Annotated in this window: 27 protein-coding genes; 5 read left to right on the top strand and 22 right to left on the bottom strand. The window is 38.6% G+C overall.

What is annotated here, in order from left to right; genetic code table 11:
• Positions 1 to 241: 241 nt before the first annotated feature.
• Together HW560_RS18855 and HW560_RS18850 are read left to right on the top strand one after the other, a co-directional pair.
• Entirely contained in the window at positions 242 to 949 is a 708-nt protein-coding gene (locus HW560_RS18855) for a hypothetical protein (protein ID WP_090899961.1), read from the top strand.
• 18 nt (positions 950 to 967) lie between these two features.
• Positions 968 to 1,522 carry a hypothetical protein gene (locus HW560_RS18850; RefSeq protein ID WP_090899963.1) on the top strand — a complete coding sequence of 185 codons (555 nt, stop codon included), beginning with the start codon at positions 968 to 970 and terminating at the stop codon, positions 1,520 to 1,522.
• A gap of 1,112 nt (positions 1,523 to 2,634) precedes the next feature.
• Here the strand turns inward: HW560_RS18850 and HW560_RS18845 are convergent.
• The 8 genes from HW560_RS18845 to HW560_RS18815 form a co-directional block, all read right to left on the bottom strand.
• On the bottom strand, positions 2,635 to 2,802 hold the full coding sequence (locus HW560_RS18845) for an aspartyl-phosphate phosphatase Spo0E family protein (protein ID WP_090899966.1): 168 nt from the start codon (positions 2,800 to 2,802) through the stop codon (positions 2,635 to 2,637).
• 123 nt (positions 2,803 to 2,925) lie between these two features.
• Positions 2,926 to 3,078 (bottom strand): hypothetical protein, encoded by a 153-nt coding sequence (locus HW560_RS18840; protein ID WP_177185743.1) that lies wholly within the window; start codon positions 3,076 to 3,078, stop codon positions 2,926 to 2,928.
• Positions 3,075 to 4,448 carry an XRE family transcriptional regulator gene (locus HW560_RS18835; protein WP_179264223.1) on the bottom strand — a complete coding sequence of 458 codons (1,374 nt, stop codon included), beginning with the start codon at positions 4,446 to 4,448 and terminating at the stop codon, positions 3,075 to 3,077. Before HW560_RS18835 ends, HW560_RS18840 begins: the two co-directional genes overlap by 4 nt.
• A gap of 382 nt (positions 4,449 to 4,830) precedes the next feature.
• Positions 4,831 to 5,442 carry a DUF4073 domain-containing protein gene (locus HW560_RS18830; RefSeq protein ID WP_090899973.1) on the bottom strand — a complete coding sequence of 204 codons (612 nt, stop codon included), beginning with the start codon at positions 5,440 to 5,442 and terminating at the stop codon, positions 4,831 to 4,833.
• Positions 5,443 to 5,645: 203 nt separating this feature from the next.
• Positions 5,646 to 6,188 (bottom strand): hypothetical protein, encoded by a 543-nt coding sequence (locus tag HW560_RS18825; RefSeq protein ID WP_090899976.1) that lies wholly within the window; start codon positions 6,186 to 6,188, stop codon positions 5,646 to 5,648.
• Between the two features lie 387 nt (positions 6,189 to 6,575).
• Positions 6,576 to 6,824 (bottom strand): DUF1963 domain-containing protein, encoded by a 249-nt coding sequence (locus tag HW560_RS33960; protein WP_090899978.1) that lies wholly within the window; start codon positions 6,822 to 6,824, stop codon positions 6,576 to 6,578.
• Positions 6,821 to 6,994 (bottom strand): hypothetical protein, encoded by a 174-nt coding sequence (locus HW560_RS33955; protein WP_257031369.1) that lies wholly within the window; start codon positions 6,992 to 6,994, stop codon positions 6,821 to 6,823. The genes HW560_RS33960 and HW560_RS33955 overlap by 4 nt, the downstream gene beginning before the upstream one ends.
• A 914-nt stretch (positions 6,995 to 7,908) precedes the next feature.
• Positions 7,909 to 8,265 (bottom strand): hypothetical protein, encoded by a 357-nt coding sequence (locus HW560_RS18815; RefSeq protein ID WP_090899980.1) that lies wholly within the window; start codon positions 8,263 to 8,265, stop codon positions 7,909 to 7,911.
• A 522-nt stretch (positions 8,266 to 8,787) separates the two neighbouring features.
• Here HW560_RS18815 and HW560_RS18810 point away from each other — a divergent pair.
• Positions 8,788 to 9,279, top strand: coding sequence for a hypothetical protein (locus HW560_RS18810; protein WP_090899983.1), 492 nt, complete (start codon positions 8,788 to 8,790; stop codon positions 9,277 to 9,279).
• A 1,052-nt stretch (positions 9,280 to 10,331) separates the two neighbouring features.
• Here HW560_RS18810 and HW560_RS34275 read toward each other — a convergent pair.
• From HW560_RS34275 to HW560_RS18755, 14 genes are all read right to left on the bottom strand, one after another.
• Positions 10,332 to 10,487, bottom strand: a complete 156-nt coding sequence (locus HW560_RS34275) for a hypothetical protein (protein WP_306459205.1) — start codon at positions 10,485 to 10,487, stop codon at positions 10,332 to 10,334.
• A 17-nt stretch (positions 10,488 to 10,504) separates the two neighbouring features.
• The gene (locus HW560_RS34270; RefSeq protein WP_306459204.1) at positions 10,505 to 10,666 is read right to left on the bottom strand and encodes a hypothetical protein; all 162 of its coding nucleotides are present in this window, start codon (positions 10,664 to 10,666) and stop codon (positions 10,505 to 10,507) included.
• A 73-nt stretch (positions 10,667 to 10,739) separates the two neighbouring features.
• Positions 10,740 to 10,931 (bottom strand): MFS transporter, encoded by a 192-nt coding sequence (locus HW560_RS34265; RefSeq protein ID WP_306459247.1) that lies wholly within the window; start codon positions 10,929 to 10,931, stop codon positions 10,740 to 10,742.
• On the bottom strand, positions 10,882 to 11,199 hold the full coding sequence (locus HW560_RS34260) for a hypothetical protein (protein WP_090899989.1): 318 nt from the start codon (positions 11,197 to 11,199) through the stop codon (positions 10,882 to 10,884). The genes HW560_RS34265 and HW560_RS34260 overlap by 50 nt, the downstream gene beginning before the upstream one ends.
• A gap of 96 nt (positions 11,200 to 11,295) precedes the next feature.
• On the bottom strand, positions 11,296 to 11,742 hold the full coding sequence (locus HW560_RS18795) for a hypothetical protein (protein WP_090899992.1): 447 nt from the start codon (positions 11,740 to 11,742) through the stop codon (positions 11,296 to 11,298).
• Between the two features lie 405 nt (positions 11,743 to 12,147).
• Entirely contained in the window at positions 12,148 to 12,543 is a 396-nt protein-coding gene (locus HW560_RS18790; protein WP_090899995.1) for a hypothetical protein, read from the bottom strand.
• A gap of 613 nt (positions 12,544 to 13,156) precedes the next feature.
• Positions 13,157 to 13,300 (bottom strand): hypothetical protein, encoded by a 144-nt coding sequence (locus tag HW560_RS34450; RefSeq protein WP_373565004.1) that lies wholly within the window; start codon positions 13,298 to 13,300, stop codon positions 13,157 to 13,159.
• Positions 13,301 to 14,627: 1,327 nt separating this feature from the next.
• Positions 14,628 to 14,963 (bottom strand): DUF262 domain-containing protein, encoded by a 336-nt coding sequence (locus HW560_RS18780; RefSeq protein WP_090900002.1) that lies wholly within the window; start codon positions 14,961 to 14,963, stop codon positions 14,628 to 14,630.
• A 58-nt stretch (positions 14,964 to 15,021) separates the two neighbouring features.
• Positions 15,022 to 16,389, bottom strand: a complete 1,368-nt coding sequence (locus HW560_RS18775; RefSeq protein ID WP_090900006.1) for a vWA domain-containing protein — start codon at positions 16,387 to 16,389, stop codon at positions 15,022 to 15,024.
• A 3-nt stretch (positions 16,390 to 16,392) separates the two neighbouring features.
• Entirely contained in the window at positions 16,393 to 17,250 is an 858-nt protein-coding gene (locus HW560_RS18770) for an AAA family ATPase (protein WP_257031368.1), read from the bottom strand.
• Positions 17,171 to 17,488 (bottom strand): AAA family ATPase, encoded by a 318-nt coding sequence (locus tag HW560_RS33950; protein WP_256222133.1) that lies wholly within the window; start codon positions 17,486 to 17,488, stop codon positions 17,171 to 17,173. Before HW560_RS33950 ends, HW560_RS18770 begins: the two co-directional genes overlap by 80 nt.
• Before the next feature lie 93 nt (positions 17,489 to 17,581).
• Complete coding sequence (locus HW560_RS18765; RefSeq protein WP_090900009.1) at positions 17,582 to 18,478, bottom strand: DUF6744 family protein; 897 nt, start codon at positions 18,476 to 18,478, stop codon at positions 17,582 to 17,584.
• Positions 18,479 to 18,679: 201 nt separating this feature from the next.
• Complete coding sequence (locus HW560_RS18760; RefSeq protein ID WP_090900012.1) at positions 18,680 to 19,111, bottom strand: hypothetical protein; 432 nt, start codon at positions 19,109 to 19,111, stop codon at positions 18,680 to 18,682.
• Positions 19,112 to 19,343: 232 nt separating this feature from the next.
• Entirely contained in the window at positions 19,344 to 19,673 is a 330-nt protein-coding gene (locus tag HW560_RS18755) for a hypothetical protein (protein WP_090900014.1), read from the bottom strand.
• 1,178 nt (positions 19,674 to 20,851) lie between these two features.
• On the opposite strand from HW560_RS18755, the gene HW560_RS18750 reads away from it, so the two are divergent.
• Entirely contained in the window at positions 20,852 to 21,673 is an 822-nt protein-coding gene (locus HW560_RS18750; protein ID WP_179264221.1) for a hypothetical protein, read from the top strand.
• Between the two features lie 287 nt (positions 21,674 to 21,960).
• The gene (locus HW560_RS18745) at positions 21,961 to 22,311 is read left to right on the top strand and encodes a hypothetical protein (RefSeq protein ID WP_090900023.1); all 351 of its coding nucleotides are present in this window, start codon (positions 21,961 to 21,963) and stop codon (positions 22,309 to 22,311) included.
• Positions 22,312 to 22,602: the final 291 nt, after the last annotated feature.

Below are 22,602 nucleotides of genomic sequence, written 5' to 3'. Positions count from 1 at the left end.
GTATTTATGTTACTGGATCATAGTATTATATTTCCAATGTCGAAGTAAGGGGAAATGTGTAAAATATCTGTTAAATAAAAAAAAGGTTCCACCAGCGTTATACTAGTGGAACCTTTTCACCGATGCTATCGGATTTAAATATAGTGGCTGTAAATTGTTCCAATTTAAATATAGCCACATTTTCCTGGGTCTGATAGACTATTTTATGTTGTTAATTATTACTATATCAGGAGGAAGAAGATTGAAAAAGCCTATTCAGAAAAAATGGTGGTTTTGGCTTATTGTTGTGATTATAGTTGCAGGGATTTTTGGAAACAAAGATGAGGAGAATTCTAAAAAAGACGAGGTTGCATCAACCGAAGTATCGATCCCGACTGAAAGCAAGTCAGAGACTATTGTAACTGAAAAATCAGTTGCTAAAACCCAGGAAGTAAAGGTAGCAAAAGAAAATGTAAAGAAGCAAGATCAGAAGGAACTAGAGATCCCTGGAAGTTTAAATATGACACCTGAAGAATTTCGAAAGTCATTTAACAAACGTGCTCAGGAAATCGGAAATTCGAAATTAAAAATAGGGAAGAAACTTGAGATACAAAAAGGAGCAGTTCAGGATGTATTTCAGTATATCATTACAGATTACATAGGTATCACTGGTTCCATTAACAAAGCTGATGGTTCTGTACGAGATGTTACAATGATCGGTCAAGGAAATGGAACCATGACATCTGGAGCTGATATTGTTCTAGCTATCGGTTTAGTTATTCTTTCTGTTAATCCCGATGTGCCCGCAAGTTCTGTCGCAAATATCCTTTCAGATATGCATATACTGGATGAAGGAGTTGACTGGAGTACAGTTGATGAATCAACCGAAGTAAACGGAATACGATACACTGTACTTGGTTCGGAAACGATCGGAATTATGTTTAGTGCTAGTGACGCAAACGATAAGTAATTTATAAAGGAGACTACTATGAAACGAGTAACAGCTCTACTATGTGCCATTACAATGTTTGGATTCATATTTAACGCATCTTACATCGAGGCTGCTACTGTAAATCCAAAGACTCTGTTAGAAAAGAAATTCCCACGGGAGCAGGTAAAGGTCAGTAAGTCAGTAGACCTAAACGTAGACAAAAAGAAGGAACACTTATTGATCACTGAATCAGGCAATTTTTATCTTATTAATTCCAAAGGTGTCATAGTACTTATAGATACAAATTACTATAGCGATGAAGAACCAACAATCCAAATCCTCAATGTTTCGGCTAAAGAAAAGCATGTAGCTGTTACTCTTGACTATTTACCATCAAATACAGAACTGCTCGTTTATAAATATCAGAATGGTACTCTTAAAAAGAAGTTATCTGTTATGGGTGATGTTGGAATAGAGATTTCGAAAACCGGGGAAATAATTCAAATGTGGAAGAATTACTATCCAGAAGGTGGTTGGAAGATCGCAGTTGCAAGCTATAAGTGGAATAGTAAGAAAGATAAATATGTAGGTTCAGGTGAATTACCACGATAAGACAAATAAGACTCTTTCGACTTAGTTTCGTGAGAGTCTTATTTTTGTTCAATTATGCAAAGCATAAACTAAGTATCAACTCCTCTTGCTTTGCCGACCTAGAGCATAAGCCGTCACATAATTGATCCTGCCGTCACCCAGTGCAGGTAAGTTTGTCTCTCCTGTTACGATAGAAATTTTATTTGCGCCAGCCACGCCCATACCGTCCCTTTGTTTCTGATGACGACAGAACCCTCTGTTTCGTAAGCCATGTTGAATCTACTTTTGCTCATAGAGAAAAGCACCCGTTTGGGTGCTCTTAGGTTAAACCTTGATTAATTTATTAAGTAGGAAGATGAAGTCCTCTTGTCCACCAACATGCGAGGTTAAACGGACACGGAGTAGATTCAGTACCTCCTCTAATTACTTAACGCTCAACATCTTCTTCAGAACGCTTGTTAAGTGATCTTTATATTTTGGGTCATCCTGATGCTTTCAGGGCTCAGCATATAGAATTTTATTACACATATAAACTCAAACCTCGATTTCTAAAATGTACTCGTTTGAGGGTAAGATTAAATTAATCTTTAAAGGCAGCGGTAGTTCAAACTCTTTTATAATCGCTCTTACATAGCACTCTGCACTTCGCTTCTGTATATCCCATGGGAAATAAATTGTGTGATTGTTCATTTACTGTCCTCCATGATGCCAGGCTTAGTATTTGAATTTCTTTTCTAGTCATGAGAGCATTATTTTTGCTGTGAATAAAAAACTTGCCTACCCTTAAACACTTCAAATGAATGAAAGCATTTTATGCTCTATTTGTGGATCAATAAACGTTGTAATCAATTAAAAATTATGTAACCAGACCCGTAGTAGAACTTATATTCAAACGATAAACTGCAAGATACATGAGTAGTGAGTTTTTAACCTTACTACTATCAATAATTTCTCACCATTCTTATAAGTCGTGAAAAATAATTATCCATTTTAGGATCATAGTTTTCTTTCATACAAATACACCTGAATTTTATTTATGGCTTTAACCCTTTAACCTGAGCAAGAGCTTGATTAATGTTCCACGATTCCCACGGCTCCATTACTCTATATCATAATTCACTAAGCACACGGATCTAACTGGATGATGTTTTTGTATCATTGTTGTGTTGATTTATTAATTCATCTAATAGTTCGGATTGTCTGATAACCAAAGGATGTTCAATACCATATATGTTAACTAACTTGTTTAAGACATCCCTCTCTTCTTCTATTTTTTCTTTAATTGTAGGATTAGTAGACATAACAAAATCACCTCTATAACTAATCCTAACTCTTTCTATTCAAATTTCAGATTGGTGAATATATACAAAAAAGACAATTAAAAAACCTCCATCCAAGGAGGTTTTGGACATTACTATTCTGTTTTACCAACCGCCAGCACCATGTGAGCTCGTTTTTATTATGGAAATATCTTTTTTTGGAATAACTTCGTAGTTATCAGCTGATACCTGATTAAATGGAGCAATTACCAAAATTGCTAAAGTCACAGCCAAAGAAACGATCATTATCTTCTTCATATAACTAATTCGCCCTCCTTTAAAATTGCTTTATACTTATCTAGTTGATCCACTGTTGCTGAATGCCTCAATTTCTCAAATAAGCAGAAGCATCTGACCAGATAAGCATCATTATTTAGTTTAGCAGATATTGCCAAACTATCTAACACAAAGATTATACCAATATTAGGGCGTAGAGATCTAATATAATATTCAGCTAAATCAGCTAAGAAAATCACAAATCTGTCGTTAATTACTTGAGAAGTATATGTCCCCACCTTTTTCTGGGAGATTACCTGGTTTTGAATCATTTCGTTATAGCGCTCTAAAATATGGTCGATATTACAGGAGTATTTCAGCGCAGCTTTCACAACTTTGAATAGAGCCAGAAGTATTTCGTTATCGTTGCTAGCCAAAGAATCTACATAATTCTCAATTAATTGGATATCCCCTGTCATTATTCTATAAAGCATTCTATTCGCGGTGGCCCAGACTAAAAATTGTTTCTTTGTTTGCTCGGCTGCAGCGTCGGTTTCAACGATCCAACTGTGATCCTCATATTTTTCTAAATGATAAAAAGCTTCATTGAAATCCCGAGCCTCTTCAGCTACTGTCCCTAATATCAAATGCGAATACAAAATATACCCAAATAACACTTTTTTAGGTCCACTCACACTGATTTCATTTACTTTCCTTTTATGTTTTAAATCGTATTGTATTCTAGCTATTCGTCCCATTTCAGTGCTTAATTGTTTTGCTTTCTCCCATTTCTGCAAAGAAACATACAAGTTAACGAGATCTTTTATAGCATCAAGTTGTTCTAATTCACCCAACCTTGTGACAAAAGGTTCGAATACAAGAGCAAGTTCATAATTGATATGCTGATCATTCCCTAGTGATAATTTGAAGATTCTATATTGACACACAGCTAACCTTTCGGCATGCTGATAACGTTCTCCTTCTGAGACTTTTTTATAGATAAGAAGTGATGCCGTGGTATTGCCTCCCTCATACAGAGATTCAGCAAAATCAAATAGTGAAGAAATATAGTAAGATTTCTCCAACATAAGATCAACAACTTTTTCAATACAGAATAGTTTATTTAACTGTGAGCATCTAGTTAGAAACGGCCGTAACCTTCTCCAGTCTGTTGATGGATCAAGCAGCAGCTCATCTACATATAGATCATAAAAAGTGCCCTCTTCAAGTCCCATCGTGTATGTCATTCTATCAAGAGCTTTAATCGGAATGAGCTGAGAACCATTGATAAAGCGACTAAGAGTTCCAGAATTTATACCCGATATTTCAGCAAAATGATAAACAAGCATTTGATTTTCTTCTATGTAATTTAACAACTCTGCCCGAATTGTTTGTTGAGTTTTCACTTCCAAGGATGATTTCACCTCCACTGATAAAAATCCATTTTTTATGTCTTTATCATCTATATAGGTAATGATATGGATTATTCTACCATCGGTCAATGCATTTTTCTGCAAAAATACTTAAACAATTTAATTTCGCAGAATTATAAGCTAACTTTTTATACGAACAACAAAAAAAGGTTCTAAATTAACGCGGCCCTTTTAGGAACTTCATTTAAAATTAGGTTTGATTTGAACCAGTAATCACTAGTAAATTCGCAGTTGTTTAATTAATCGGCTTATCTAATGAAATTTTATTTGGCTTACTTCAACATTTTAAAACAAGAACCCAAATCAAAAATATAATGATTGGGGTTCTTCTAAAACTGAACATTCTCTTCACTTTATGAAATTAGTAATCATAAGATGTTGGCGTTCCTGCTGGGAATGGATCACGAGCCGCTTCTCGAACTTGTACAACGTCACCGGATTGCATGGGTACTACTTGATCCACATTCAATGCAACCCACTCTCCACCATTCCGAGAATATTCAAGCGTCGACAATGACGTGGATAGCGAATTGTTTCCAGTTAGGACATAAACATTAGATGTGAATGTAAAACTTTTGGCTGGTCCTGCTGGAAGAAAATCGTTTGCACTTTCGCGAAGAAGGATCGTAAGGTCTCCAGGGAATTGTGGTGGATTTGCCTCATTATACGTAGTCCACGTTTCTCCGTCATTTGAGGAATACTCCATTGCTGATGATATATACGCTTTTTCAAATGTGTTACTAGCATCATTAATACGAATATACATTGCTACATTTTCTACAAAGCTAACAAACTTCGTTTTCCCAGATGGAACCTGACTAACTGGATCAGCTTTAACTCTAACTCTTACAGATACGCTTCCAGGGAAAATAGGAGGGTTTACTTCATCATAAGTAATCCATTTCACACCATCGTCGATGGAAGGCAAGTAACAGTCAATGGCCTTTGCCGAGCGAACCTGGTAACGATCCATGTCCAGCTGAACTTTCGCCGTACAAAAATAGGTTTCAATGGCCCAACGTTTACTGTAATAGCCTAAAACTTATGTTTTTCAATCCAAATCTTCTAATTCTTTATATTACAAACAATGTATGTTTGCTTGCTTTTTATTACATTTACATTTCTATCATTTGCTTCAAATAAAAAAGACAACAGTTTTCTGTTGTCTGCTGGCTATTAATATATGTACGCTTCATTAAGATATTCGATTGCAAGTTCGAAACTTTGATTTATTTCGTTTAATTTATTCAATGCCTCTTTGTTAAATTGATTTTCAGTCAACTTGTCTTTACCATCGTAATGATCCTTAATGAATTTAACAAGTTCAGTTTTTTGTTCAGCTATACTTTTTAGTAGAAAATTGCTTTCTCTTGTATAACTTTTAATCATTTCTGCCAACTGTTTTTTGGCAGCAGCAAGGTCCTTTTTGATCTTTTCTTTCTCCTTTTTCAAGACTTCGATTGAGTTTTTACTTGATTTATTTTTTACTGCTTGGTTGTACTTTACTGTCGCCTGTTTTAATTTTTCTGTGAGTGAAGCAACTTCTGTACCTAATACTACTTTGAGTTTTTTTTGTGCCTTCTTAATCTCTTTTACATTGTCTTTGTAGTCCTCAAAATAAATTCTTTCAATCTCACTAGTAGACATTGATCTTGCTGCAAACACTTGGACTGGAAAAATTAAAGTAAATAACATAACTAACAATAATGCTTTTCTCATATGTATCCCCTTATATACTTAGTTTCAGATTTCATTTTAAGTTAAATAAAGGAATCAATCAATAGATATTATTGCAGGGTTATATTCATGAGTAAAACAAGAAATTACTATTAAAGCTCAAAAGTACATTCACTAAACTGGGTCACTGTGAAGTTGTACGTAAGGAATTCAAATTGTGCATCAGAAGATAATTCGTTATGAACTTGTACACTTGTACCATTAAAGGACAAGAACTTCTACCTATTGCTGTATAATTCCTCTTTTCACTCTCAATTTCCCCGGGTCCATGGCTAAACTTTCAGATTAGCCGCTTCAACTTATTTACTTCCCATTGGGTAGAAAAATCTGCTTTTTATCGCCAGATTATCTTATCTGGCCGTCAAACCCTCAATAACAATCCCAATGCATGTGCCATTCACCATTCGAACGAGACCTTAACAGTACATCGTCCCCGTTGTCACCCACCATAACTCCCGGCTTTTCCTCGCTTCCGATCTGCATGATAAACTGAAAATCTTCTAAGGAAACCGGTGACTGGATATAGGATGCGTATCCTCCTATTTTCGTTTGCGGGTAACTGTCGAATTCATCGAAGAACTGATCGTGCGCAGCTTCATCCTCGTTCACTTCCGTCAAGTCAACATATTTCCAAGCCTCTTCCCAGCATGGGTAATCATCGCTGCTCCTTCCGGTGTTATCATCAATTGCAGCTCTTCCACCGACTGATGCTCGATGAGCAGCCAGCCTTCTCCGTTCTTGACAGGATAGATCGGAAGCTGTTTCCTGTTCAGAAACAGCTGGATCAAGCTTGCCTTCCCCACACCTCTGCTGGAGTTTTTTGTGAGTTATATAGCCAAAAACCAATCGAGAAAATTTTAGTTCAGGAAATCGCGAATAAGTCAGGATATAACCGTAGCACCTTTTATCAATACTTTACTCTGATATATACGAATTGTTAGATGCTCTCGAAAATGACTTATTGAGCGACATAAAAGAAGAATTGGCGAAAAAAGAGCTATCGATGCATGCGGTTCAAGATGCGCTCCATTGTCTGGACAAAAAAAGAACATCTTTTGGTTCTCAATGCCCTTTTAGGTGTTTATGGAAGTCCCCGTTTTTTAAAACGCTTAAAAAAGAAATCACTCTAAATCGGTTAATTAAATGTTCCGCAAAACCCTTCCTTAACGCCATATTTGATTGAGTTTTACCTGTCAACCTCCCTTTCCTTATTTCGTCTTTGGCTCCAGCGACAAAAGGATTTATCGTCAGAAGAGTTTTTCAAGTTAGTGGACAACCTCTGTTCAAAAGAGGTTACGTCCTATTCTAAAGAACGAGTTAATCGGTGTGTAGTACAATAAAAAACTTGCCCTTCCTTGTGGTACGATTCAGGAATGATCTTAAACTATCCTACCCGTTAGTTTAATGAATTAACGGTTATAAAACTCCTCACTTAGATATTCATCTAATCGGCAATCGGACTAGTTCTTGTCCTTGGCTCAGGACAAGAACTTGTACCGATAAATTAAAAAAGCCGCTAAATTAGCGACTTCAATGGGACCATGTTCTGGTCCCTCAACACTTGTACAAATCCTTTATTTTGCTACAGGGCATTTTTTTGTTTTTAGTTTTCCTACATGAATTATTTTTTGTTTTCAATTTTTGTTAACTAGAAAATATTGTGTCCCCATATAACATTTTTTATTCATTTTATTATTTGATGTCACTCCCCTACTATAAGCTTCCTATACCAGAATGAATACGGCTTCTTCTTAAATCCCTTCAGCTGAGTAAAATGTGCAGTCTTTTGAAGCTTCCGCTCATGATACTCTGACATTCCAAATATCTCGACGATTGTTTCCGGAGACGTATCCAGGAATAAGCCATCAGGCAACATGCCATTCCAAGTCGGATAATACTTTAGGTTGTACGGCGGCCGGATAATCTGCCGCTGCTGACAATGGCATTCGTTGTAGATATCCCGCTCATAGGAACTGTCAACTACCACTCCATGAGAACTGATCGGTATTGACGTCATGGAACGAAACTCTACCGGCTTCTCATACCCCGTATCGGTCACCCCTCCTCCAACTGAATAGGGTCACCTATTCCGCTTAACGAATGGAGGGCATCCTCCCATTTGTTCTTTTTGCAAAGGATCTCGAACCGAGTGTTACTCGACAAATGCTTCCCTTTAATGATGTGATGCGTATCACTGAACACACGCACTTCCTAAAAAAGAAGAAGCGTCATGAGATAGAGGTTATGTTTGTTCTTAACGCTATACGCAGCTTTCGAGATTTCCCCTTTCCCAGCAAACACCATGTTCTTGTCCATTTTTGGTGCAACATCAGTTGCCCTTTCCGCCAGCACCGCCCGGAAACAGCCAATTGCGCTTATAGTATCTCTAAAACCAACTGAACGAAACTTCCCGTGAGAGCTTATTCATGAATAAGCTTTTTATAAGCTGGATAGACTTTATACATGAAAATTATGCTTGAATTCATTAATGTCGATCAGCAATCTGCTCATAAACGTCATTCACAAATAATGATGTGTGAGTTTATTCAGTCAATCTAGAATTTACGAAGGGAGAGTGTATATGGACGCATTTAAATACCAACCTGGATTCGGACCTGATGATAAAAATAAACTTGATATTGTAAATACAATTCTAATTGAAATTCCCCCTAAACATACCATTAGTATGCATTGTGATTTTTTGGGAGAAAAAGAGAACACGACGTGTATTTACTCTTTGCAAACCGGAGCAAAAATATGGCATCAAAATAAAAATGATAGATTACAAAATGGTACAAATGACTACACAATACCAATTTTTCACTTGGACAACTACTCATCAGCCCTAGCAATGTCAAATTTAAAAACAGCATGGCATAAGATAGATCCTGCTTCTTCTTCTTGGTACCAATCAAAAAATGTTGTATTTAATCGCATGGATATAGCAATGACAATTAACAATGACATAGATATTTACAATCCCATTTATAGTATAGTTGGTGATGGCAATCTTGATTTACCGGAAATTAGATACTATATACGCATTACGGATCCCTCCAAAGCTCCAAAATGAGTTGTAGTAGTTAGTATCACTTTTAACGTTAACCGTTCCACCCGTAATTATCTTAAAAAGTAACCAAGTAAGTAGAGTAAAAACAAATGTCCTGCCGTCATGGGTGGATTGGCCGGTTATACAAAGAATCAATGGGAAACGGAGCTATGGTAGCAGGGTTTAAACATAACTCGAAGGATCTCAATGGCATCTTCTGCACGAGAGTTTATATATTTGAGGACTTGTGCATTGAAATTCACTATGTGAACGTGAATAGTGTTGGAAGCAAATAACTCATTCATAATTGTGCTGATCTGCAAGGCAGCCATCACATTAAATTTTAAAATAAACATAAGTAAATCACGGCAGTCCAGCATGCAATTCAGTAGTTCTCCATTTCACCACCTCAAATAAAAAGACGAGACTACTAAATCTCGTCTTTGAACCTAATTAACATGAGCGTTTTACATAAGTAGCCCATCTTTCTCCACCGTGTGATGTCCTATTATGTTCATCTGCATCTGCTTTAGCATCAGCGCTATTAGTTCTACATTGACCATACCATCCTCCGAAATGACCATTACACAGTGCCTGCCATCCCTGAGCTAGAGCTGGATTAGTAACCACTGATATTGTCATAATGTTAGAATCTTGTGGATTCATCATTACTTCAGGGACAGGATGATAATAATAATGAGCTGGAGGCATTGGATAATAGTATTGAGGGTAGAAAGTAAGATGGACATGGCTGGTTATCATACCAAGCAGCAGACTTTACATTTTTTAATGCTGCAGTATTAAAACAAACTTGTTTGGACGATGCTTGCCCGCAGACAGGTGGTCTACCATCCTTGTATTCGATATAACAATTTCCCATTACGTTTGCTCCTTTAAAGTTATTGTTAGAACTAACAGTAACTTATTCTAAGCACATGCCTATGGTTCCATCGACACATTCATTTCACCAAATAGAACATTGATCATTTGCCAACTCGAAATCACTAGAAGTCTTTTAAGCGTCCCCAGGTGCCCTACTTTATCGCCATTTTCGAAAATGGATGCTCATCTCCCGCCTAATTTTCTGCCAAAGTGTTGCTTAGTTCAGCATCTTCCCCCGTACGCTTGATGAAGAACGACAGAACCAAACCAAGGATACCAATGCCTACAAGAACAAGATACGAATCGTTGATACCTTGTATCATTGCTCCCAGTTTCAATTTGTCTGTCAATGCGGCCCCTGAAGCTGCTATTTTATTCCAATGGCTCGTGTCTGCGAAGACATAACCGTTACGAGCAAGGATGTTCCGATCGCTCCGGCAACCTGGCGTATAGTATTAGTAATAGCCGTTCCATGACCGTTTAACTTAGCCGACAGCTCATTCAATCCCACTGTTTGAATAGGCATCATAAGCATTCCCATCCCAATTCGTCTCGCAGACGACATTAGTAGCAGAAAGATATAGCTCGTCGATTCCGTCAGGTTAATAAAGCCTAGGGTCGTACCGATCGTAATAAGCTGCCCAATAATACTTCCGCTTGGCTCCGAAGCGATCAAACAGCCTACCTGTAACAGGCATCAGAAAACCCATGATGAGTGCTCCGGGAAGCATAAGCAGGCCTGCTTCAATTGCTGTATAGCCGCGGGCATTTTGAAGATATAGTGGCAGAAGCATCATAATCTGCAAACATAATCATCGTTACCGCTGTACCATATTTTCCGCCATAACGCTGATAGGCTCGAAGTACCTGTTTTTTCGCATTCGCATCGCGATCCACTCGTTTACGCTTTAAATACGCGTAATACCCACTTCGGGAAACCCCAAACACACGAGCGAGTTTTTGGACATCTCCGTAGGATGCTACCTTGTCCATGATCTGATATCTTTCCTGTATAGCTTCCTTTTTCAGTTCAAAGGAATACGTTTTAAATTTCTGTCCCATAAAAATACACCCCCTAGAATTCATCCTCTAAACCCGGGGGTTTTTCCAATGTCTATTCTAAGGGGTGCACTACATGGGATTTTGTGGTTTTTGAGTTTAGATAGGGATCTCTGTTCCAAACTCTCCGTTACGTTCGCCAACGGGCAATTCGTGATTAAGATATCTTTCGATAGGTCTGTTGCTACCATACTGACTAGCCCATCGAACAGTATAGGCATAATCAGTATTATATATTGCCCAATTTAATTCACCAGCCCGGTAAATACCCCAATTGTGTGAATCCAAAAGGTAGAAGTTTCCATCTTGAGTAACAGTAAGTGTTTGATAGTCCTTTATTTTAACAGCTGCTGGACCTTTTTGTGCAGGAAATGATACCTGTCCGACATGTCTATCATTTGGAACAAAAAATCCGTCACAATCGAAATTTGAAGAAGTTGCTTCACCTGGTTTTAAAGGAAAACAACTATTATCAAAACCGCCTACCGGATCTCCACCATACACACATAAAATTTCATTTGTCTTATTTATTATTCTACCATTCATAACTAATCCTCCTACATAGGCCAATGGACTTTTGTTCGGATCTCACGGGGTACGAACACCAAGACGCTGTTGTCAGGAAAAATCATAGTTCTTCAATTTAAAATCTTCCTTCAAAAGAAGATCTCCAATAACTTCTTCTATAACTATGCCCGTTAAGTGATCAAAGAAAGCAGCTAATTATTTTAAACTACTCGACAGCGCCCCGGTTAATGACACCAAATGAATGGGAAAAATAGTTGTTAGATTAATAACCCCGCGCAATCAGGGATGATCTCAAGGTAAGTTTCAATGCTTGTGGCCTGTCAGCGCTCGTAGGCGCGCATAGACAATTTAGAATTTTGAAGGCTATCGGCTTCCATAGGATTACCAATTGGGAGTCAATCAACAGCTCTTACGGTTAGTAAATTATTGTTCTTCAAGGTGAACATACATCGAGCCGGGAGCAGTATCTTGATTAGAGATAGTAACATCAATATCGAAATCGAATTTTCTATCTATATTTGTTGCAACTTCCCCACTAAATATAATACTTTGATCATTAGACTTTTTGATTTCAACAAATAAATTAACACCAGGGCAATCGCATGGATATTGTCCCCCAGCTTTTTTGCACATAAACACTTTTGCCCTGTTCTTCACATGCCACTGCTTTGGACCATCCTCTTTTGTTAATTCAATTACTTCTTGTGCAACACGAACTCTTTCTAAAGTTGCTGTACCACCGTTATCATCATCAACCATAAAACTATTTTGTTCAAGATTTGTTTCAGAATCGTGAAAATTCTCGTGTGAATATTGCATTTCTATTCCTCCTGTATTGAGTTTCTGGATTGTCGATTTCAATTGCAATTGAGGTATTATATTGCAAACTTATTGTTTCCTAACAAAGTAAATCTAATCTTAATAATATATGGAAAGAACATTACAAATTGATTTTAGTTCATTAACGTAATTAACTGGACAGTGAGTAGTTCTTATGAAAAAATCGAGGCATAGAAAAATAACCCAACTGAGCTAATCATTCTCACACGAAAGGAATAATCGCCAGATGAATCTCAAATTTTTTGATCAAATTCTATAATGTCCAAATAGTTCACTTTTTTCTTTGTACTTATTATTTTGTTTTTTCTAATCCCTGCAAGTTTTTGCCCTAGGTTAGTCTAACGAACTTTTACTGATAAAAAACCGGACAACGAGAGAATGTCTTTGAACCGATGCAGAAATTTACCAAAATGACGGGAATGACGTCTTCAGCATGGTTATAGTCCTCATTAAGGTAATACCACTTCCAAAACTTTTCTGACTGATGACATTATTATTTAAATCAGGTCATGGAAAGGATGCGTTAGGTCAATTCCTCGGCTGTGTATTACAAGCTGTTCACCGATGATCCCAAAACGTGCTTTCATGGTCGCTAAGTTGCATTGACCAGGCCCCCAATAGTATAAATGCCCATACGGGCTAAGTTTCGTTCCTTCCTCCCTCCAACACCCCAGCACTCGCGGACGGGATGGTTCCAAATTTTCTGCGGAAATGTCTCATAGCTTACTTCATCAATGAAACCAGTCGCTTCGATATTTGTCCAGAATATAGAGTGCTATCTTGCTCTGGAGTATGTTATCTCCTAGCCCAATCGCAGTGGGTCACCCCATTTCTGTTTTAATAATCTCCTGAAGCTTTCGAGTAAATGTCTAAATTATCTCCAAACAAATTCTGCGTATCGTACGTAATAAATATTTCATCTATACTAAGTGATCGTAAACATCCAACTATTCGTAATCGCTTTAAACTTGTACCGATTGCCGTATCATATCAAAACCACAGTCCAACTGCTTGGCGTCTATGTCTAACCGATAGTGCCTTCTGCTACCACATCACCGAACTCAAACCCTGCATTATCAGCTATTTCTTGGCGACATTCCTGCTTAGTGCACAACATTCCATTATAAAATTAATGAGGCCGCTAAATGTTCTTGTCCCTCAACCTTTGCGTTCACTGAATTTTGCTCAAGTCGGACTTTCTCGACACGAAGAAGCCTCCGAACCGAATCGGAGGCTTCTTTTCTATTGATATTGAGTTTACAAACGCGTTCGTGGGGAGTTTTTTCTTAGCTTGAATAATCCGACGCGTTCATAGTGCCTCTTTTGACCCCGATGTAATAGATCATCCCTTCCGTTCTTAGGTTCACATCCAGGATAGCATCGCCATACGTACCTGCGGACGAAATAGAGAATCGCCCCGACGTATCAGTCTGCACTGGAATGATAGTCTTTATGAACTGAAACTTGAAACTGTTCAAAGCCATTGAGCTGCAGTTCCAGTCCATGAATTGTCTTATAACTGAAGGCAACCTCCTGAATGATAAATGGTATACTGACAATCTCTTGGACCCAATCTTGCGAAGAAAGCCTAATATTCAATTTAACCTTTAAACCAATCAACATTTTCTCCATTTCTTTAAGCGGAAGGTCCAGTTGTTCTTCAATGGAATCCTGGCTTAGATCGTTTTCTTCATCCGGAGTACTCTCATCACAGTCAACTAAACTAAAGGTAGAGCCCTCTTGTAATTTTAATGGCTCCCGTGACTATGTTCTTGTCATTCAACAGTTGAAGCAGCTGCTTTATGATTGTAATCCACCATTTAGTCTGTTAGTCGATCAAAAGGACTCACTACCCACACTTAGCTATTCATCTAATCGGTAATCGGACGATGTTCTTGTCCATTCCGGCAATCGGTACAAGTTCTTGTCCTTGGCTCGGGACAAGAACTTGTACCGATAAAATAAAAAAGCCGCTAAATTAGCGACTGATATGCTCCCCTCATAGTAGACAGTAGAAAAAAACAAAACTTTCTACGGTTACTATGAGGGGAGCATATCAGACTTCAATGGGAACATGTTCTTGTCACCGACAGATGTCGTTTACCGGCAATCGACTCACCATTGAGATCCGCTGTTCCATTACTCAACTTGTAATCGCCATCGGCAAAGAAGAAAACTGACTCCCAACGCTGTCTACCATCAATAACCCAGATATATCCGTCTCCGTTATTCCAAACGAGAATATTTGGGATGTAGCGATCCCTAATGACGGAATCGACCAGGTACGAGCGTCGATCATTCTTCCACACGCTGTTGCGTTGGAATGGCAAATCAAATCGAATACGTTCACGTATATTTAAAAGACTTTTTGTAGTTCTCTGAATACTTGACCTTTTCATACTTGTATCCTCCTCATATTAAGAAAACAGGACGCATTGTACACGCCCTGTTCTTTGGTCATATATCAAAAGCCTGCTCTATAGATTGATCCTCAAACGACGAGGCTCGAACAATTCGATCAGAGAATCCGTCTACTCCATGAATGGATTCTTTCCCTAATAACAAGGACAAGACAGAAAATCCTTTTTGTTCCTTCAAGCTAGTCCACGCTTTTAAAAAATCATGATTTACATGCGCTTCCCCATCAGTAACAAAAATAACATCTGCTTGATTAAATCGACTTTGTTTAATGACTTCGCTTGCTTTGTTTAAGGGTTGTACAAAATTCGTACCTCCGTCAAGAAAAACGGTAGCAAGCTGAATCATATCTTGCACTTCAATTTTTCCTCGCTCATAGATGATTGCATCAGAAGCATGTGAGGAAAACGGAATCCACGCAAAATCCCTTCTCTGTTTCCGAGCAATGCTCATGAGTGCCAAAGCGAATCCCTTGGAAATAGTATCCTGATCCTTCATACTACCAGATTGATCTAGACACAGGATGATTGGCCCTTTACCGAGATGCTCTTTTCCCTTCGTATCATACTGAAGAGTTTGACATTCCGCATATCGGCGTAAGAAATCCAATTTGCTAATGGGGCTGGCGTAACTGCCCAGCTCCATCGGCAGCAGTTGCTCAATATCACTCCCTTGCCGAATTCCATTCCGATCAATCGCATCCTTATGTTTAGAACGCTGTTTACGATTCGCAATGACCTTCATTCGTCCTGCCCATTTTGCGATTTCCTTCAAATTCTTATTATGACTCAACTTTTCAGCAAGAAATAATTGCTCTTTTAAAGGAACCTTCTTCAGCTCACTGTCACCACTTCCGGCCTGTATTCCACCTAAAATAGATTTCACATTTTCTTTAGTCTCTACCGCCTCATCAGCAGCCTGAGCGAGCATTTGTGATAATTGAGAACCGTTCTGATTAAGTGCTGCGGATAAAGCATCTGTAGCTTGCTGGGAAGCTCCCTTTTCTCCTTGAATGAGCTTCTTTAAAGCTTCTGCCAAGTCTTGATCTTGCTTAGCCTGCTCTTTTAACCATCCAAGAACGGTTTCACTGTATTTCGTTGTGCCAATGGCTGCTGCCAGATCATCCAAGCGAGTAAACTCACGAAAATCCAGATATCCTTGATCAGTCATGACTTTTTTCATGAGCTGATGGTTCATTCCAATTTCTTCAGGAACCTCATCAAGTAGCTCTGGCTTCATTTTGAACAACCCGGCCCATAGATCACTCATTAAAGGTTGGATCAAGGGGAATATGTTTTTCCCCTCTTTTCCAATTTTCTTGAGGCTGTCCGACATTTCCATTAACTGTCCAAATCGTCTACGGTCATATGCATCTGTGTTTAAAACAGATTTCATAGGTTCCTTCATCTGCTACACTCCCAACACTTGTGACGCGATACCACTCAAAGAGCTTTGAACAGTTGTAATCGTACTCTCAATTTCTGATCTGTTTGGTTGTTCTTTTTGAAGTTTTTTCAGCTCATTGACCAACGATTTCAGTTTCTTCGTACTTTCAACAGCAACGTCCGTAGAATTACTGGACTGATCCAAATTTTTCATAATATCTGCTGTTTCAGCTTCAATTCCTTGAATACGTGTCTTCACCGCATCCTGAGCATAGTTCCGCACGATTTTCATGACCTTATCGCGTTGTTCCGGTTTTTCCCACAAACTGTTCTTGAGAATCATGAGGTCTTCCAAGATAGCCTTATCTCTGCCAGCAAGTACGGCCTTCGCGCGGATCACAGAGAGAGTCTGTTTAAAACGTCGATCCGAAGGACGAATCCCTTCATCCATCAGTTCTCTCCTAATTTTGCTCAAGGCATCAAAAACCTCATCAGGAATCACTACCGTGTCACTAAAAAATTGAAGTTGAAACAGTTCTTCAATATTCATATCCGCAGGAGATGGTGGAGATCCTTTCAACATGGATACAAAAGACTGATCCTCTCCGATATAGTTAACCTCAAATCTCAGTAGAAATCGGTCGAACAATGCCTCCAGTCCTTCCCCTTCCTCAGGATACTCATTTGAGCTGCCAATGAGTGACATGAGCGGAACTTGTGCTGGCGCGCCATCATTGTAAAATATCCTTTCATTAATGAGTGTCAAAAGTGCATTCAAAATGGCACTATTCGCTTTAAAAATCTCATCGAGAAAGGATGTATGTGCCGTTGGTAATTTGCCAGCCGTGTTCCGCTTGTACACACCCTGTTCCAATTCTTTCAAAGATACAGGTCCAAATAGCTCCTCTGGTGTACTGAAGCGTGTCAGACAGCCATTGAAAATAATTGGCTCCTGTAATACGCTTGGTCAAATCACTCACCATTGCGCTCTTTCCTGTTCCGGGCGGTCCAATCAAAAGGGCATGTTGACGAGCAATCATGGCTACCATAAGCCCTTCAATGACTTCTTCACGTTCTGCATATTGTTGTGACAACGCATTTTGAATATTTTTAATTTTCATATTTAAGTCCTCCATATATTGGTTTTAGAAATTAAAAAGAGCTGAACCTAAAAAGAAATAGGGGTAGCTCCGTTCAACAAGACAATGTGAAACTCAATCGGCCATATTTGCTAATGCATCCGCAACTCTCTTACGGATGAGCGCAACATAAGCCTCCATTTCTTGCAAATTCCCTGTAACAATAATTTCGTAGTCTTTAAAGTTGCTCACCACATTTTTCGCATCCTCAAGAATAGCTTTTAAATCATTCTTCTTGAGTTGATTCTCTACCCCGTTCTCACAAGCAGCCAGTGTTGAACGGAGATGATCCATCAATTTCCGAGTCACCATGTTTTTCATATCCAACGTGTTCATGACAGGAACCTTCTCCGCTTCCCCTTTTTCAAGTGAAACAATAAAGCGGATCAGTGCATCCAAGTTTCCATCAAATTGTGCTGGAACAAAATAGACACCTCCAGATGGCCTTACTGGGGTTGGTGACATACTCTTTAAAGCATTCGTAATCACGGTTCGTAATGTAGTAGACCCATAGTTGTTTCGGAAGATATCAAATTGTAGGGCAGCATTACTAACGAGTTGCTGCGCCATGGAAGAGACGTAACTGGCATCTACCTTCTCCGTTTTCCGATCCAATACTAGCGATCCTACATCCGGGATGTAGTTCAACCTTCTCCCTTTGGTATCCACCGTTTCGCAAACCAAATTAAGTTGCACGAAAGAACTTGTCGATGCCACTTCTCTAAACATGTAGTTCTCATATACACCGGGCGACATCTCCCGTTTAAACTTTTCACTGGTCGCTCTTCTAAAAGCGTCTGGTAGACGAATTGCATTTGGCATCCAGCCTTCTCCCAGCCCTGTATCGGTAAGCTTCTGTTTCAAGTCTTCAGGCGTGATTAGCATATTAGATAAGGAGTTCCAAGTTAAAAATCCAATTGCATCCCCTTGACCAGCCGCAACCACAACAGCATCTTTTAAAATTGAGTTCAATGAAAAAACCTCCTCGTTTTTGGAATAAAGAAGAACACTTGAAAGTTGTTCAAGTGTTCAGATCAACATTATATGCTTGCTTACAGATAGTCTTTGACTGGCTTGCTGCCACCATAAAGTTCAAAGTTGGTTGTGATAAAGTGCTCCAACTCCTCACGGGTGACCCCATCAAACTCTTCAAGTCTTTCATAAATGTACATTTTATCCAATGCCTTTGCGTATCGTGGGTAAGACTTTTCCACGATATGTCGAATCGTACTCCAGTGCTGGACAAATCCACATATCGTAGAGAACGTTATTCCCGACATCAAGTACACCAAGACCAGTAGCCCCAAAACCTCTTTTTTTGAAGTCGATTTCCAATTGCCTATAAACCTCTTGTTCAAAAATAATCTCGAAGATGAGTTCACCATCTTGCTTCCAATTTTCCAACGTAATGAGGTCAAGATTGTGTCGTTTAGTGTACTCCCTGAGCAAGTTTTCCAAAGATTCATCCGACAGTTTAGACAAGTATTCATAACAAGCAAATTGCTTTGCTTTATAAAACTTTCCTTGAATATTCTCTTCAACATGCCGCTGAAGGACAATACGTACAAGCGCCAGCGGGTCATATGTAAATTTCACTGTTTTCATCCTACCTTACCTCCTTCATCTGCAACAGATATCCAACGCGCTGGCAGTATTCCAAACGAGTCATTCTGCCTAACATGTAGTTATCAAAAACACGTTCGATTGAATGAGATACTGGTTCTCGACAAACTCTCCAATTATTTCTCATTTCATATCACTTTCCTTATTAAATTGAGAAAGCCGATTTCATCGCATGGGATACATGCATAAAATCGGCTTTTCTGTATTGTTCAAGCTATACACGAAACATTTTCACTCTCGGTACAACGATTGAACTTTCATTCATTTGTTGTGTCAGGTCAGCAATGTTGGATACCAACTGCTTACGACCTTCTTCACGTTCTTTAATATCATCCAGCAAATCTTGTCCAAAGACCATTACTTGCTGCACGCTTTGCCAAAAAGGTTGTCCTTTAAGAGCCTGCACGTTAATTTCATTTCCGTCCGTTTTGTAAAAGAAACTTTGAGTTTCCATATCGAAACGGACGGTATCACTGATTTTCACTTCTGTTTCAGCGGTTCCCCATACTTCTACAGCGACATAAACAGTTACTCCGGCCATCATCTGAAGAAAGCCACAGCATTTTTATGACGTTTTTTCTCTTCATGGAGGAACCCACCTACCGCTGTATGAATCGTACTTTTTGCATCTTTACCTCTGAACAGTTTAAACATTTTAATCATCCTCTCGATTTTTAATGAAACGCAAAAAAGCCGATCTCCGCACGGACGAATCCATGCAAAAATTGGCTTTTAAAACTCAGTAACATTGCTTTTCCAAGAGCCTTTCGGTACTCTTCATTCCTTGTCTCCAGCAAACGGGAGCTGCGGAACTTCATTGGCTTTAGCCTTTTGTCCTACATTTTATCCTCTCTTCATTTCTGTCTTTATCAGAACGGAGATATAGGTTGAGGTGTTACACTAGACTTGTTCTTTCGATACAAGCTACCCTACTTTGTAACTCTGTGAAGACCAAAGTCAAAGTGACGGATAGACCCTTGTCTCCAGCAAAATGGGAGTTTAGGAGTTAAGGAATAATTTATAAAATTATTATACCACTGGAGCACATCTTAGTTCAAGAGTACGTCGAAAATCATATATATTCAGGAAAGTTCTCGACTGAACTCAAAAGTTTGGTCGAAGTTTCACATATTCTGGATCGCCAGGCTGAAGGTCTATCTACGGGTTATAAGCTACTGCGTAAATATGATCGGTTGGCACGATTCTGATGTTCATTACTGATACCTCCTTATAGCAACAAAAAAAGGACAAACCGTAAGGCTCGTCCTAGAAAAAATCATTTTTAAATGTTCAACAAATCAATAGATGAGGCGGCTTCCCCGATATCTCGCAGATCGACGAAGCTGGTCTTGCCCTTGCCTGCAAGGCACGAATATGAGATAAATTAGTCTCAGAGATAGAGACTTTATCTTTAAAAAACCAGCGAATGAACGAAGAGAATTCGATTTTGAAAAACTATTTAACTATTAAATCCACTAAAATAAAGCAATTGCTTAATGAAAATAAAAAGCTGCAAGCTTACATTTCAATAACATGAAAAATGGCAGACATTTGTCTGCCTTTTTTTATCTTCATTATCGATTGTAATTAAAAACCATAATTAACATTGTAATTACATAATGAATACAATTAAGCGTATTTAATGTTATAAAATAGAAAATATAGTCATTTAGGGAGTTTTTCTCAACTAAAACAATTGGAAGTCGAAGGGAGATTCTATCTGTGAAAAAATTAATTACAGCTGCTTTATCCATCGCACTGTGCCTTGAGGTTGTTGTTCCTACGGTGATGCTTGCAGCTCCAAATGCACTGGAAGCTAGCGTAAGTCAACTTTCACAAGAAAAACAAAACTTTATTTTCTTAGAAGGAAAACCGGGAGACGCGCATCTTGTATATACCTATGAAAGCAATGGAGATACGTATAAAGTTGAAGAAAGAGCTAATAAGGATTTTACTGAGGTTGACAGCACTATTTATGTGAAAAACGCTGAAGGAGAATTCGTTAAGCATGCAACTCAAAATGCTATCATCGATACTCAGAACTCTCTTTTCCAAGTTACTACTAATGAGAATGGAGTAACTGAAACAGAAACACAAAATTTTGGTGTCGATCCAACCGATCTCTCAACTATCCCCAATATCCCTATGCGTCCTGATAGAGGCGATCTGATTACCCCTTTTGATAGTTATATGGGAGGTGCTGTATCTGCCTGGTATTACGGTTCATGGGTTGATGGTAGTAGCAAGATAGAAAGATATACTGTCACTGCAGTGACAGCCTTACTTATTGGGTTAGCGACCGCCGCAAACCCCTCAGCTGCAGTTGCAACATCAGTTATAGGTACTATGGCTCTTACCATTGTTCAAGACCAAATTCCACTTGTATATTATAAACGGCGGTATGCAGAAAAAAAATCCTTAGTCGCAACAACTGTCATTGTCGGATCTAAATGGGACACTATTTTTTATAGTAATTCAGCCCGTACGAATGAATTAGACCGTACAACCGCAACGAAATTTTTGAGCGGGTATGTGGCGGATTGAAAATGAATTTGAAAATTTTTCTCAAAAACTTCTTAGGATTCTTCATACTCTGCAGCTTAGTATTTATTGGTTTTAATATGTTAGTACGACATAAATCTTGGGATGAAATCGATCATATGCTAAATTTACTTAGCGCTACTATCATCAGTTTAGTAGTAGGTATTTCAAAGGCAAGAAAGTAAGCTTTTTTACTTAATCCCCCTAAATGACTATAAATTGCTCAGTACCATTCGTTATACGTCTGGTACTGAGTTTTATTTTGACTTCGGGGCTATAGTTTATAAACTATGCAAAATAAGGCTTATTTTGATAAGGGAGATCCCTTTGAAGTCCACAAAAAAATAAAACAAGAGTTTAATAAGCTACATAAATGGGTGCTAAAAACTTCTAAATACAAGATAATAGTTCAGCTCTATGAGCAAGTTCAACAAGAATCATATCAAGTCTATGTAGGTACTCTGGAGCAATTACAAATTATTCAGGCACATAACTCAAAATACGATCTGAAAATTAATCACGTTCTTAGTGAACTTGGGAAGCTTAAACAAGATTACATAACGAACTCTCAGGAACTGTGTTTTGCAAAAGAATATGAAGCAGTCAATGTTCCGAAACAACTGGATATAAGCCCGATTTAAAACGTTGCCCTCATTTGCTGGACCCGGAGTACATCCTAGTCGCAGACCGGTCATATGGCAAACCTAAACAGTTTGACCGCTACCAGAAACAAGAAAATCGGTAGTGCTTTGTCATTCGGTTCCGCGATCATACCACCTTTACCCTTCCAACGCCACGGGTATGCGAACGTCCCTTAGGGAAGCATTGAGCAAGATTTGATCTGCCAGTTAGGGAAAAACAAGGCCCTTTCCAAAAACCGGTTGAGTCTGCATACGGTCAATAACCCCGGTAGACCAGCTACAAATACTTTT

The organism is Paenibacillus sp. E222 (genome assembly GCF_013401555.1).
Taxonomy (GTDB): domain Bacteria; phylum Bacillota; class Bacilli; order Paenibacillales; family Paenibacillaceae; genus Paenibacillus.
The sequence above is the reverse complement of the archived record's forward strand: the minus strand, read 5'-3'. Positions and strand labels throughout refer to the sequence as shown.

What these genes read in the sequence shown, in the direction of transcription:
- HW560_RS18850 (WP_090899963.1), top strand. Translation starts at nt 968, where the DNA reads ATGAAACGAGTAACAGCTCTACTATGTGCCATTACAATGTTTGGATTC.
- HW560_RS18845 (WP_090899966.1), bottom strand. Translation starts at nt 2,802, where the DNA reads ATGTCTACTAATCCTACAATTAAAGAAAAAATAGAAGAAGAGAGGGAT.
- HW560_RS18840 (WP_177185743.1), bottom strand. Translation starts at nt 3,078, where the DNA reads ATGAAGAAGATAATGATCGTTTCTTTGGCTGTGACTTTAGCAATTTTG.
- HW560_RS18830 (WP_090899973.1), bottom strand. Translation starts at nt 5,442, where the DNA reads ATGGATCGTTACCAGGTTCGCTCGGCAAAGGCCATTGACTGTTACTTG.
- HW560_RS18825 (WP_090899976.1), bottom strand. Translation starts at nt 6,188, where the DNA reads ATGAGAAAAGCATTATTGTTAGTTATGTTATTTACTTTAATTTTTCCA.
- HW560_RS18810 (WP_090899983.1), top strand. Translation starts at nt 8,788, where the DNA reads ATGGACGCATTTAAATACCAACCTGGATTCGGACCTGATGATAAAAAT.
- HW560_RS34270 (WP_306459204.1), bottom strand. Translation starts at nt 10,666, where the DNA reads ATGATGCCTATTCAAACAGTGGGATTGAATGAGCTGTCGGCTAAGTTA.
- HW560_RS34265 (WP_306459247.1), bottom strand. Translation starts at nt 10,931, where the DNA reads ATGCTTCTGCCACTATATCTTCAAAATGCCCGCGGCTATACAGCAATT.
- HW560_RS34260 (WP_090899989.1), bottom strand. Translation starts at nt 11,199, where the DNA reads ATGGGACAGAAATTTAAAACGTATTCCTTTGAACTGAAAAAGGAAGCT.
- HW560_RS18795 (WP_090899992.1), bottom strand. Translation starts at nt 11,742, where the DNA reads ATGAATGGTAGAATAATAAATAAGACAAATGAAATTTTATGTGTGTAT.
- HW560_RS18790 (WP_090899995.1), bottom strand. Translation starts at nt 12,543, where the DNA reads ATGCAATATTCACACGAGAATTTTCACGATTCTGAAACAAATCTTGAA.
- HW560_RS18780 (WP_090900002.1), bottom strand. Translation starts at nt 14,963, where the DNA reads ATGAAAAGGTCAAGTATTCAGAGAACTACAAAAAGTCTTTTAAATATA.
- HW560_RS18775 (WP_090900006.1), bottom strand. Translation starts at nt 16,389, where the DNA reads ATGAAGGAACCTATGAAATCTGTTTTAAACACAGATGCATATGACCGT.
- HW560_RS33950 (WP_256222133.1), bottom strand. Translation starts at nt 17,488, where the DNA reads ATGAAAATTAAAAATATTCAAAATGCGTTGTCACAACAATATGCAGAA.
- HW560_RS18760 (WP_090900012.1), bottom strand. Translation starts at nt 19,111, where the DNA reads ATGAAAACAGTGAAATTTACATATGACCCGCTGGCGCTTGTACGTATT.
- HW560_RS18755 (WP_090900014.1), bottom strand. Translation starts at nt 19,673, where the DNA reads ATGATGGCCGGAGTAACTGTTTATGTCGCTGTAGAAGTATGGGGAACC.
- HW560_RS18745 (WP_090900023.1), top strand. Translation starts at nt 21,961, where the DNA reads ATGCAAAATAAGGCTTATTTTGATAAGGGAGATCCCTTTGAAGTCCAC.